At 42.6% G+C, this 14,392-nt stretch carries 4 protein-coding genes; 1 reads left to right on the top strand and 3 read right to left on the bottom strand.

Features of this window, described 5'->3' with window-relative positions:
* Positions 1–138 precede the first annotated feature (138 nt).
* The 3 genes from N5J47_RS16530 to N5J47_RS16520 all read right to left on the bottom strand — a co-directional run bounded on the left by N5J47_RS16530 (position 139) and on the right by N5J47_RS16520 (position 12,138).
* Positions 139–10,014 (bottom strand): Ig-like domain-containing protein, encoded by a 9,876-nt coding sequence (locus N5J47_RS16530; RefSeq protein ID WP_279961049.1) that lies wholly within the window; start codon positions 10,012–10,014, stop codon positions 139–141.
* Between the two features lie 449 nt (positions 10,015–10,463).
* Positions 10,464–11,219 carry a metallophosphoesterase family protein gene (locus N5J47_RS16525; RefSeq protein ID WP_279961048.1) on the bottom strand — a complete coding sequence of 252 codons (756 nt, stop codon included), beginning with the start codon at positions 11,217–11,219 and terminating at the stop codon, positions 10,464–10,466.
* Positions 11,200–12,138 (bottom strand): diacylglycerol kinase family protein, encoded by a 939-nt coding sequence (locus N5J47_RS16520; RefSeq protein WP_279961047.1) that lies wholly within the window; start codon positions 12,136–12,138, stop codon positions 11,200–11,202. The genes N5J47_RS16525 and N5J47_RS16520 overlap by 20 nt, the downstream gene beginning before the upstream one ends.
* A gap of 396 nt (positions 12,139–12,534) precedes the next feature.
* Between N5J47_RS16520 and N5J47_RS16515 the strand changes: the two genes are divergently transcribed.
* The gene (locus N5J47_RS16515) at positions 12,535–14,364 is read left to right on the top strand and encodes a phosphoenolpyruvate carboxykinase (GTP) (protein ID WP_267981059.1); all 1,830 of its coding nucleotides are present in this window, start codon (positions 12,535–12,537) and stop codon (positions 14,362–14,364) included.
* Positions 14,365–14,392: the final 28 nt, after the last annotated feature.

The following is a 14,392-nucleotide window of genomic DNA, read 5'->3' as shown; positions in this document are numbered from 1 at the left end:
TTGATATGCCACTTTTGTGGGGTTAAAAAAAATGGCTTCAAGGGGTAAAAAGAATTTTTTTTATAAAAAAGATGTCTCAGGTTAAAAAAAACACAAAAAAGAGACCATTGCTGATCTCTTTTCTATCTTGCAAGATTTCTAGATAATAAGTTGCTGATTTGCCAACAACTCATCCAGAGTGGTATGGATCTGGTTTAAGGTTACAAGTTGAACCTGTGGATAGCCATTTGCACCGCCATCACGGTCAATACTGATCACGGTATTGTCCCCATCCTGACTCACATTGATAAAGCCAGACAAGGACTCGGCTGAACCATCACCCGTATAATCGGTTAATAGCTCACTCAAATCAATTTTATCTGCCTGTGAATCTTCCTGCACATTACCAACATGGAAATCCTGCCAGCTATCGACCAATCCATCACTATAGTTCAAGAGGTTATAGATGACCGTATCCGAACCTGCGCCGCCAAAGAAAGTATCGTGCCCACCACGTCCATCCAGAATGTTATCTCCTGTATTACCTGTGATGACATTATCCAGCCCATTGCCTGTAGCACTTAAATTCGCACTACCAACAAGTTCTAAATCCTCAACATAACGACCACTTTCCAAATAAGACTCAGCACTGGTTGGATCATTAACTGAATCATAGTGGTCCACCAGGCTATAACTGACAGAGCTAATAATCTTGTCATGGCCACCAAAGTCTACATCTCGATAGCCCTGATCAACCAGTTGGTTTTCCCAATAACCGCCTTCAACCCATACATCTTCATAATGACTGGTGTCTACCCATACATCCTCATAATAGCCATCTACCCATTGCTGCTCGTAATGACCATCTACCCATTGGTATTCATAATAACCATCACCAAACCACTCTTCTTCAACAAATGGACCATCAAGTGCATATCCCTCCTGCCATTGACCAGCACTATAGTCATAATAAGTACTGAAATAAGAATCATACGAACCGTCATCGGTATAGTAACGCGCACCATATTGATCACTATAATAATCACGATAACGCCATTCACCACTGTCTACCCAGACATAGTCATAATAGCCCTCTACCCAAACATCCTCATAATGGCCCTCTACCCATTGCTGCTCGTAATGCCCCTCTTCAACCCACTGTTGTTCATAATAACCAGCACCTACCCAAACTTCTTCATAAGTTTCATAGTATTCAACAATATATTCCTGAACAAAATCATAAGCATGATCCACCTGATAGATGTTATCGGTATTATCTCCCCTCAACTGGTCTACGGTAATATGCGGAATTTCCGTCTGGTTCACCGTCACAGTCGGACTATGGTTTCCTGCACGATCCACCACAGTCACATCAAATGAAGTGGCGTTGTCATACATATAGATTTCAAAAGTCCCCTCATTCACTGCTGTTGCACTATTGGTATAAGGTTCCTGATCTGCAAAATAATAGGTCACTTCGACTGTGGCATTGGTTTCGGCATGGCCCGTCAGATAACCCCACTCATTTATTGCAAGTTGCGTTGCCGCATCAGGTGCTGTCGTATCGTTCGTCGCAACAATAGTACTATCTGGACTTTCATTCTGGTTGCCGTCAACCACTTTTACAGTCAGGGTTTCACCATGCCAGTATGGATACCATAGATAGGTCGTGAACGTTCCATTAGCATCTACTGTGGTCTGCCCAACCTGATTATTATCAGCATCAAAAATCTTAATGGTTAAATAAGCTTCTGCCTGTCCTGAAAGTAGTTGTCCATTTTCCAATACAAGCTCTGTTGCCGCTTCAGGCACAACATTATCTATTGGTGCAGTAATTTCGGTATAGGCGCTTTGGTATCCATTTTCCTCAACAACAACACGTAGGACCTCACCATTTGCCTGAGGTGGATATAACTGAATGTTAAAGTGTCCAAACTCATCTACCGTACCATTACCAACTACATTGCTTTGTGTATTCACAATACGGACGTAGCCATTTGGTACTGCATCGCCCTCAATAAAGAAGCCATTTTCAGACACCACTACATTTTCGGCTGGGTTCGGTGCAGCGCCATCCGCATTAAAGCTAATGCTGAACGGGGTACTCACGTTTTTTGCTAAATCTGTGGCGGTAATAAAGAGCTGTTCACCCCGCAAGATTTGTGGATAGACACTGAGATTGAAATAACCTGTCTCATCGACTTGGTATTCGCCTCGAAGATCACCATCTGCATCCACAATCTTAATGGTTGATTTAGGTTCTGTTTGTCCAGCAACAGAATAGCCATCCTCACTGATCACGACATTTTCAACAACAGGAAGAATATTGTCCAAAGGTGCAACGATTTCAGTAATTGGGCTATATTGGTTTGTTGATAAATCAACAACACGGACTTGTAATGTCTGCCCCTGTAGATAATAGTCATTTAGCTGAATACTGAATGTGCCATCCTCATTAACCAGTGTATTCCACCAACCACTATCGACACGCTCACCAGCCGCATTGGTCACCACAATATAGAAACCAGCCGTTGCCATACCTGTCAGAACATGCCCTTCGGCATCAAGCACCAAGTCAATCGCCGCCGCTGGTGTATCCACCAATGCAGGCAAAACCTTGTAGACAGGGTCACTGCGATTTCCAGCGGCATCTTTCACCACAATACTTAACTCTTGTGACTGGTATTGGCTCAGGTTAATCCATTGACCAAAGGAACCATTATAATTCACATAGGTTGATGTGATAACTGCACCATATTTGTCAATAATTTCAACAATTGCATTCGGCTCAGCTTCCCCAGAAATCCATCCTTCAGGTGTAACCGTGACATTTTCAGCGGCTAGAGGCGCAATGTCATCATTTAATGCAATAGCGGTTACTGGATTACTTTCATTTTCCGCACGGTCAACCACAATAAATGTGAGCTCCTGACCATCCAGAAATACCTGATTGAAAGAACCATAAACATTACCGTCACTATCAGTGTACCCCTGTCCGACCTCATTGCCCTGATATAACACCTTAATAGTACTATTTGCTTCAGCAATTGCGGTGAAATTCCAGCCGTTCTCATTAAAAACAATATGATCAACATCCAGTGGGTCAGGTTTAACCTCATCAATTGGGGCATCAATTGTTGCCACTTCACTGATATTACCAGCACGGTCAGTGACAGTAACCTTTAAGGTTTCACCATGTAGATAGTAGTCATTTAAGTTGATTCTAAATGTGCCATCCACCTGCACAGTGATATTTGCGAACCATGCGGTTACTGAGTTTCCATTTGTATCAGTCACTTGAATGGTTGCGTACGGCTCCGCTTTGCCAAGCAGAATAGAACCAGAACCATCCTCAATCAGTTCAAGATCAGTCGCAACCGCTGGAGCATCACGGTCAGTCAGGGCATTTTGATTAACTGTGTCACTTTCATTCTGCGCACGGTCAACAACGATAAATGAAAGTTCCTGCCCATCCAGGAATACCTGATAGAAATAACCAGATACCTTGCCCTCACTATCTGTGTAACCACTGCCAACTTCATTACCCTGATAAAACACTTTCACCGTGCTATTGGCTTCGGCTGTTGCAGTGAAGTTACGCCCATCCTCATTAAACTCAATATTCTGGATTGGTTCAGGATTAGTATTATCCAACGGCGCAACAATTGTGGCTTTTTCGCTGACCAAACCAGCACGGTCAGTGACAGTGACAGTTAAGGTTTGCCCTTTTAGATAGTACTGGTTGAAATAAATCTCAAATGTGCCATCAGCCTTGACATTGTTGTTCCATTGATAGACGAGGTTATCATCCTGATCATAAACCTGAATGGTGGCATTCGGTTCGGCTGTACCTGTTAAGACTGAACCACCATTCTCTTCGATCAAGACAAGATTTGTTGCTGGATCAGGTATAGAGTCATCATTTATCGCATTCAATGGCACTTCAGCACTTTGGTTTCCAGCACGGTCAAATACGATAAATGTGAGTAACTGACCGTCCAGATAAACATGATCGAACCAGCCTGAAACATTTCCCTCACTATCCGCATATCCAGTACCGACCTGGTTGTTGTCTATATCGTAAACCTTAACAGTACTATTGGCCTCGGCCTGGGCTGTAAAGTTCAAACCATTTTCATCAAAAACAACCTCATCAATCGGTTCAGGATTCGTATTGTCCGTTGGCGCGACAATCGCTGCATTGTCACTGACATTATTGGCAGCATCCGTCACTGTTACCGTTAAGCTTTGTCCTTTTAAATAATACTGGTTCAAATAAATGGTAAATGTGCCATCAGCATTAACATTGTTGTTCCATTGATGGACGAGGTTATTATCCTGATCATAAATTTTAATGATGGCATCAGGTTCCGCTTTACCTGTTAAAACCGAACCACTGCCACCCTCACTAAGTTCAAGCTCTGTCGCAGCTTCAGGTCGGGTCACATCACCCAATGCAACGACATTCGCTTCATCACTCTCGTTCCCTGCACGATCACGCAATACAACCGTGAATTCTTCATTATCAACATAGGATTTGTCGAGTTGCAGACTAAATTCACCATTAGCATAGCTTTCAGTAGTTCCAACCAATAACCCATTTTGATCAAATACATTTACTTTTAAACCAGCAGCTTCGGTCAAGCCTGTTAAAGTCCAGCCATCTTCACTGATGAATAAATCAGTTGCGATTTGAGGCTTCAAGGTATCCACCACAACCGTTTCAATGGCTGTCTCTACGATATTGCCCGCAACATCGGTTTCAATCGCCTTAAACTGATACGTTCCATCTGCCAGATTTGTCTGTTGTGCTGTGGTAGTTGTCCATGTCAATCCACCATCTGTAGAAACCTCATAATGATCAGTAATCGCAGCTTCCTCTCCAATTACGATTGGATGTAAAGACTGCAAATCAAAGCTGTTGTCTTGAGTAATTCGGTCAATTGCCGACGCACCAGTGTCATTCAAATTGCTAAATGTTAAGGTTCCTGCAACAGGTGGTGTATTATCCACAACAACAATTGGAGACAGGGTCTCTGCACTATTACCTGCCTTGTCAGTTACAATCGCCTTAAATTGATAACGGCCATCAACCAAATTGCTTTGTGCAATATCAGTATTAACCCACACACCATTATCTTTAGAGACCTGATAAACGACCGTTGTTCCTGCTTCCTGTCCCGTTAAACTTAGGTCAAAGGCTTGGTCTTTGGTGATGTAATCTGTAGCCGAAATACCTGTATCATTGAAATTTGCGAAAGCCAATGTTCCAGTTACGGGTGCAGTATTATCTACAGTGATTATTGGAGATAAGGCTTCTGCACTGTTCCCTGCAACGTCTGTCACAATGGCCTTAAACTGATACACACCATCTGCCAGATTACTTTGTGCTGTATCAGTATCAACCCAAGTCTGTCCACCATCGACCGATACTTGATAGACAACAGTTGTACCCTGCTCTTGCCCACTTAAACTTAAATCAAAAGCTTTATCCTGTGTAATTCGGTCTGTGGATGAAATACCAGTATCGGTCAAATTGTTAAATGACAGTGTGCCTGCTGCTGGTGGCGTATTGTCCACAGTTACAATTTGAGAAAAGGTTTCCGCACTATTGCCAGCAACATCAGTCACAATCGCCTTAAACTGGTAAATGCCATCAGCCAGATTGGTTTGGCTTGCAGTCGTTGTTGTCCATGCGCCGTCATCTTTGGACACCTGATAGACAACTGTCGTTCCTGCTTCCTGTCCTGTTAGACTTAAATCAAAAGCCTTATCCTGTGTAATCAGGTCAGTAGATGAAATACCTGTATCAGTTAAACTGCTAAATGACAGTACGCCTGCTGCTGGTGGGGTATTGTCCACAGTCAATTTGGCTGATAGTGTTTCCGCACTGTTCCCTGCCACATCGGTCACAATTGCCTTAAACTGATAGACACCATCTGACAGATTGGTCTGGTTTGCAGTGGTATTGGTCCATACACCATTATCTTTAGAAACCTGATATTGAATCGTAGCCCCTGCTTCCTGACCTGTCAGGCTTAGATCGAAAGTCTTGTCCTGTGTAATCAAGTCTGTAGACGATGAACCTGTATCAGTTAAGTTTGTAAATGAAAGCACCCCTGCTACTGGTGGAGTGTTGTCAACAGTTACAGTTGGAGACAGCGTTTCTGCACTGTTACCTGCAACATCGGTCACAATCGCCTTAAACTGGTAAACGCCATCAGCCAGATTGGTTTGGTTTGTGGTCGTTGTTGTCCATGCACCATTATCTTTAGATACCTGATAGACAACAGTCGTTCCTGCCTCCTGACCTGTCAGGCTGAGGTCAAAGGTCTTGTCCTGTGTAATGCGGTCAGTAGATGATGAACCTGTATCACTTAAATTCGTGATTGATAAAGCTCCTGCAACTGGTGCTGTATTATCAACCGTAACTTTACTAGATAACACCTCTGCACTGTTACCCGCCTTGTCAGTCACAACCGCCTTAAACTGATAGACACCATCTGACAGATTCATCTGGTTTGCAGTGGTATTGGTCCATGCACCATTATCTTTAGACACTTGATAAACAACAGTGGTTCCAGCTTCATGCCCAGTTAAACTTAAATCAAATGTTTTGTCCTGTGTAATCAAGTCTGTAGATGATGAACCCGTATCGGTTAAATTCGTAAATGAAAGCGTGCCTGCAACTGGTGCCGTATTATCAACGGTTACTTTGGCAGATAGCACATCTGCACTGTTCCCTGCCACATCGGTCACAATCGCCTTAAACTGGTAAACACCATCAGTCAGGTTGGTTTGGCTTGGTGTCGTTGTTGTCCACGCACCATTATCTTTAGACACTTGATAAACAACTGTGGTTCCTACTTCCTGACCTGTCAGGCTCAGATCAAAAGCCTTGTCCTGTGTAATTAAATCCGTAGAGGACAAACCTGTATCTGTCAAATTAGTGAACAATAGGCTGCCAGCGACTATCGTGTTGTCTACTGTTATTTTTGAAGATAATACCTCTGAACTGTTACCTGCCTTATCCGTTACAATCGCTTTAAACTGGTAAATTCCATCTGTCAGGTTGGTTTGGCTTGATGTCGTTGTTGTCCACGCACCATTATCCTTGGATACCTGATAAATGACTGTTGTTCCAGTCTCTTGTCCTATTAAGGTGAGATCAAAAGCCTTATCCTGTGTAATTCTGTCTGTGGATGAAATACCCGTATCGGTCAAATTGTTAAATGACAGCACACCTGCTACTGGTGGCGTATTGTCCACAGTCACAGTTTGAGAAAAGGTTTCCGCACTGTTTCCTGCCACATCGGTTACAATGGCCTTAAACTGGTAGACTCCATCAACCAGGCCACTTTGTTCTACACTGGTATCTGCCCAGACACCTCCATCTTTAGAAACCTGATAAATAACAGTGGTTCCAGCCTCTTGTCCTGTTAATGTCAAATTAAAGACTTTATCTTTTGTAATACCATCTGTATCAGAAACACCTGTATCATCTAAATTAGCAAAAGATAATATTCCTGTAGCTGGCGGAGTATTATCTACTGTGATTTTTGTTGATAAGGTTTCTGCGCTGTTTCCCGCCTTGTCAGTCACAATTGCCTTAAACTGATAGACTCCATCTGACAGGTTCGTCTGGTTTGCAGTGGTATTGGTCCAAACCCCACCATCTTTAGACACCTGATATTGAATTGTGGCCCCTGCTTCCTGCCCTGTCAGGCTTAAATCGAAAGCCTTATCCTGTGTAATTTGGTCAGTAGGTGATGAGCCTGTATCGTTTAAATTCGTAAATGACAGGGTTCCCGCTATCGGTGCTGTATTATCAACGGTAACTTTTGCAGATAGCACCTCTGCACTGTTTCCTGCCTTATCGGTCACGATCGCCTTAAACTGATAAATTCCATCTGTCAGGTTGGTCTGGTTTGCTGTCGTTGTTGTCCACGCACCATTATCTTTAGAGACTTGATAAACGACTGTTGTTCCAGCCTCTTGTCCTGTTAAGGTGAGATCAAAGGTTTTGTCCTGTGTAATGCGGTCAGTAGATGATGAACCTGTATCGGTTAAGTTAGCAAATGAAAGAACACCTGCAACTGGTACTGTATTATCAACCGTAACTTTGCTAGATAATACCTCTGCACTATTTCCCGCCTTGTCAGTCACGATCGCCTTAAATTGATAGATGCCATCTGTCAAATTACTTTGTTTGGCAGTCGTGTTGCTCCATATTCCACCATCTTTTGAAACTTGATAGACGACAGTCGTTCCAGTTTCCTGCCCAGTTAAGCTGAGATCAAAATTTTTGTCCTGCGTAATATGATCAGTTGCCAAAGCACCACTATCAACAAAATTAATAAATGATAAATTGCCAGCTACTATCGTGTTGTCTACTGTTATTTTTGGAGATAACGCTTCTGAGCTATTACCCGCCCTGTCAGTCACAATCGCCTTAAACTGGTAGATACCATCTGCCAGATTATTTTGATTTACAGTAGTATTAGTCCAGACCCCACCATCTTTAGAAACCTGATACATAATCGTTGTATTTGCTTCCTGACCTGTCAGGCTAAGATCAAAATTCTTGTCCTGGGTAATGCGGTCTGTAGATGATGAACCAGTATCTGTTAAGTTGGTTAAGGTTAAAGTACCTGCCGCTGGTACAGTATTGTCCACTGTTACTTTCGGTGACAGAGTCTCAGCGCTGTTACCTGCCTTGTCAGTTACAATCGCCTTAAACTGATAGACACCATCTGACAGATTCGTCTGGTTTGCAGTTGTATTTGTCCAAGCTCCTCCATCTTTGGAAAGCTGATATTTAACTGCACTACCTGTCTCTTGACCCGTCAAATTCAGGTCAAAGGCTTTATCCTGCGTAATTCGATCTGTAGATGAAGTACCCGTATCTATTAAATTGGTAAAACCCAAGGTGCCTGCAACTGGAGCTGTGGTATCAGGTGCAGTGATACTTGCCACTGTACTTTCGTTACCTGCTGAATCCTTGACAGTCACATTAACCTGTTCACCGTTACTCAATGCATTTGGCAAGGTCACGCTAAACTTGCCATCAGCACCTACCGTTGCCTTAGCCAGCTCTTTACCTGCCGCATCTTTCACAATCACGGTACTGCCAGCTTCAGCCTGTCCAGTAATAGTTTTGCCATCTTTATTATCAGTAAAAGTACTCTCTGGCTTCGTTGGTGCGGTTGTATCAGGCGCAGTGATACTCGCCACTGTACTTTCGTTGCCTGCTGGATCCTTGACAGTCACATTAACCTGTTCACCGTTACTCAATGCATTTGGCAAAGTCACACTAAACTTGCCATCAGCACCTACCATTGCCTTAGCCAGCTCTTTACCTGCCGTATCTTTCACAATCACGGTACTGCCAGCTTCAGCCTGCCCAGTAATGGTTTTGCCATCTTTATTATCAGTAAAACCACCCTGAGGCTGAGTTGGTGCTGTGGTGTCTGGAGGATTATCCTTTTTATCACTTCCTCCACTGACAGCGGCACCAATGGCTCCAGCACCAGCAAGTCCACCTGCAACCAAAGCCCAGGTGGGTACTGTAGTCGCGGCGATAGTACCTGCCGTGGCCGCACTTGCTGCAGCACCTGTAGCTTCAGGTACAATTGCAGCTGGTATCTCAGGGTTTAGGCCAGCGGCAGGAACAATCGAACTATCAGGAACCACAGCCTCAGGTGGCACACCATCCAGTACCAGATAATCATCTATAGGTTGCTCTGTAACCTCATCCTCAACAAGTGTTGCCCATAAGCTTTGCCCATCCTGTAAGGGAAGTTGTAGAAGCTCCTGAACAAAGAACCCCTCTAAAACAACTTGAGTGCCATCTATTAAATGTACAACCGCGTTATTTCCCACCCGCACAATTGAAGAGACTTGTTCTGGATGAATCTCAAACTTTGCCATTAAACGTTGATCTAAAGGGATTGCTGTTGATTGCCCAGTTGCCATGACCTCAGATTTAGCTGTTGTTTTATGAATACTTTTATCCACCAAATATATACGTGTCATTTTGTCACCTTTCAGCATGCAGAAATCGCAAAAGTACTTATATTTATTACTTTGTGCGTATGTATATGTTATTTAAAATGATTATTTTTCCAGTTTTAGAGTTTTCCGATATCTTACAAATGAAGAATTTGGGGAGCAAAATTTCATCAACTCTCAAAAGATTTTATGTATTTTTTTGTGGCAGTTATATTCCTCAAATGGGGAATAGACTGACCTGTATTAAGAGATTTTTCCAGTTAAAAATCGACTGATAATTTTTAAAAAAATCGACACAATATTCTGATATTTAAAACATTAATATTTTTTCAAGCATTCAAAAATCAAGTCTAATATGCTTATTTTTATATCAGTGTACGGAACTCATAATTTAAAGATATTTAATAAGTTATATTTTTCATATAAAAAGATAGATTTAAAACGTTTAGCCAAACTTTTCATCTCGTTTTCTATTATAAGTTTTTAAACATTCCCAAGCGTTCATCAAACCAATAATGCTCAATCTTTCCATTCTCTAAAATGGCATTAAAACTATTGGTTGAGTCATGGTGTAAACGGCTCGAAATTGCGGTGCCTGCATGAATGTCATAGATGGGATGATTGACATTTAACTTATAAATCTTTGTGAGGTCATATACTGCTGTTTGATGTAAATGCCCATGCAACAAGCCAAACAGTCCCGTTTCGCCCCAGCGTTCCAAAGCAATCTTTCCTAAAACAGGACAATCCTTATCATCATGCTGATCAGGAGATATGTAAAAAGGCTGATGAAAAACCACCAGCTTTATTTTATTTGAGGGTGCATTGTTTAACTTTTCATAGGTTTCATGAATTTGTTCCAGGGAAATATGTCCCCGCGTGTGGTAACGCCGCCGAATACTGTTTACCCCCACAATATAAAAATGCTCAGTTTCCAGCGTTGTTTCTAGGCGACCAAAAAATGCCTGATACAGTACAAAAGGGGAAAAAAATCGGTTCCAGACCTGATACAGGGGGATGTCATGATTTCCTGGCACCACCAAATAAGGCAGTGACAGGGAATCCAGAAATTGTCGGCAAGCATAGAACTGCTTAAAGCGGGCACGCTGGGTTAAGTCCCCACTCACCACAATCGCCTCTGGCCGATGCTGTTGGCAAAACTGCTGTATGGCCTGAATACATACTTCTCTTTCAGTGCCAAAGTGTAAATCAGACAGATGCAACAGCATTTGGCACCATTACCTTCAAGGCAGATTTTTCAACTGCGAATTTTAGGGGGGTCTGCATTTCCATCAGTTCTCCATCCACCGCCACAGTGAGCTTTTTCTTTTTACAATCCACCTGAATCTGTTCAGCACAGAATGAATAAACATCAGAAGCCTGATCAATTTCCCCCTGAATCAGTGTCCATAACATTTTCAGCAAGCTTAGCCGATCACTTTTAGCCACCACCACCCCTGCCAGCTTTCCATTGGCAGCACATTCCGCAATCCTCAGCCTCATGTCACTGAGTTGAAGCTGGTTATTGCCAAAGAAAACCAGCGGTGTTGCAACAGGATATTTTTGTCCATCTACAGTGACCGCCAGTTTTAACGACTTATGTTCACGCAACAGCACATCCAAACCCGATGTATAGGCATTCAAGGGGAAACGGCCAAAACGCTGGTTATATAATTCCCGTTTTTTTATAAATAAGGGATATAAACCCAGACTGGCATTATTCAGGTAAATCTGGTCATTCAGGGTGGCAACATGAACCTTATGTTCAATGCCTGTGGCGATCACCTCCGCAGCCAGACCCAGATCAATTGGGATATTCAGGGCGCGGGCAACATAATTAAATGTCCCTAATGGCATGATTCCCATTGGAATATCGGTATGCATCAATTTTTTGGCAACCGCATTCAAGGTGCCATCCCCTCCTGCCGCCACCACAACACCACGCGAATCGGCCTGCTGATGTCTGGAGAGTACCGATGTCATCATTTCATCAAAATTAACCTGCTGATTTAACTCAAAAACTTGGATTTCAAAGCCATATTGTGTCCAGAACGTCATAAGACGTTCATATTGCTCATCTTGTTGTGCTGCATGAAAACCTGATTTTTGATTATAAATGAGGGATAAAGGCCGTAAATTTTGACTCATACAACTTAACCTGAATAAAGTTAACAATCTTATTTTTGTTTACAAAATCAACAAATAAAAGCTTGTTTATGTAAATTTTGAATGAACCTCATTCATATAATCAATAATAATTCTCAAAAAATCATAATATTTTAAAATATTGTTTTTAAATATAATTTTTAATAAAAATAACACATATAAAAAATTCAAATAATAACTCAAAAAACGATCAAATCAATTAAAAACAATTACCTATATATAAATATACATGCTTGCATTAACAGATTCTGACATTCTTTAGTCTTATTTTTTTTATGATTTTATGCTTTAATACAGCCACTTTTTTTACTTCATCTATCTTACTGTCATCCAGTAAATGGAACTTGTACGTTGTACACACTTTAAAAAGGCATCACCATGACCCAAGTGAACGCACCAGAATTCGTTCGTCACCCTAAGCTGATTGCATGGGTGGAAGAAATTGCAAAACTAACCAAGCCAGCAAAAATCGAATGGTGTGACGGCAGCGAAGAAGAATATCAACGTCTGATCGACTTGATGATCGCTAACGGCACCATGCAAAAACTTAACCAAGAAAAACATCCTGGTTCTTATCTTGCAAATTCTGACCCTTCTGACGTTGCTCGTGTTGAAGATCGCACTTATATCTGCTCTCAAAACAAAGAAGATGCTGGCGCAACCAACAACTGGGTTGCTCCTGCTGAAATGCGTGCAAAATTAAATGGATTATTTGACGGTGCAATGGAAGGCCGTACCATGTATGTGGTTCCATTCTCAATGGGACCTTTAGGCAGCCACATTGCCCACATTGGTATTGAATTAACAGACTCACCTTACGTTGCAGTTAGCATGACCAAAATGGCGCGTATGGGTAAAGCAGTTTATGACGTGTTGGGCACAGATGGCGAGTTCATCCCATGTGTACACACTGTTGCAGCACCATTGAAAGATGGTCAAAAAGACGTTGTATGGCCTTGCAACCCTGAAAAATATATCGTGCACTATCCAGAAACCCGTGAAATCTGGTCTTATGGTTCAGGTTACGGCGGTAACGCGCTATTAGGTAAAAAATGCCTTGCATTACGTATTGCATCTGTCATGGGCCGTGAACAAGGCTGGTTGGCTGAACACATGCTGATTTTAGGCGTGACCAATCCACAGGGCGAAAAACATTATATCGCGGCGGCGTTCCCGTCTGCATGTGGTAAAACCAACTTTGCAATGTTGATTCCACCAGCTGGTTATGAAGGCTGGAAGATTGAAACTGTAGGTGACGATATTGCCTGGATTAAACCAGGTGAAGATGGTCGCTTATATGCAATCAACCCAGAGGCTGGTTTCTTCGGTGTTGCACCAGGTACAAATACCAAAACCAACCCGAACTGTATTGCAACAATGCATAAAGACGTGATCTATACCAACGTTGCCGTGACTGAGAATGGTGAAGTATGGTGGGAAGGTCTGACCAAAGAAGTCCCAGCAAACCTGATCACATGGAAAGGTCAGCCATATGTTGAGGGCGAAAAAGCAGCACATCCAAACTCACGTTTCACTGTTTCTGCTGGTCAATGCCCATCTATCGACGCTGACTGGGAAAATCCAGCAGGTGTTCCAATTTCCGCGTTCATCTTCGGTGGTCGCCGTGCAGACACTGTGCCTTTGGTATCAGAAGCATTTGACTGGGTGGATGGTGTTTATAAAGCAGCAACCATGGGTTCTGAAACCACTGCTGCGGCAGTTGGTCAACAAGGTGTTGTCCGCCGTGACCCATTTGCAATGCTTCCATTTGCTGGCTACAACATGGCTGACTACTTTGGCCACTGGTTACAATTAGGTAAAGAAGTTGGTGCGAAAGCTGAAGCTGCTGGTAACAAGCTGCCAAAAATCTTCAACGTAAACTGGTTCCGTCGTGACGCTGAAGGCAACTTCGTATGGCCTGGTTTCGGTCAGAACATGCGTGTTCTTGAGTGGATCATTGACCGTTGTGAAGGTCGTGCAGAAGCAACTGAAACACCAATCGGCCTAGTTCCTGCTTATGAGCAGTTAAACTGGGAAGGTATCGACTTCTCTAAAGAGCAATTCGACACAGTGACAACTCAGGACAAAGATCAATGGATCAAGGAACTTGAAAGCCACACTGAGTTATTTACCAAACTGGGTGATCGCTTACCTCAGGCACTTAAAGATCGTCAGGCTGAGTTATTAAACGCGGTTAAATCTGCTTAATATTTCAGATACATTAAAAGGTCGCTTC

The sequence above is a fragment of the Acinetobacter sp. GD03645 genome (genome assembly GCF_029845285.1).
Taxonomy (GTDB): Bacteria; Pseudomonadota; Gammaproteobacteria; order Pseudomonadales; family Moraxellaceae; genus Acinetobacter; species Acinetobacter corruptisaponis.
The sequence above is the reverse complement of the archived record's forward strand: the minus strand, read 5'-3'. Positions and strand labels throughout refer to the sequence as shown.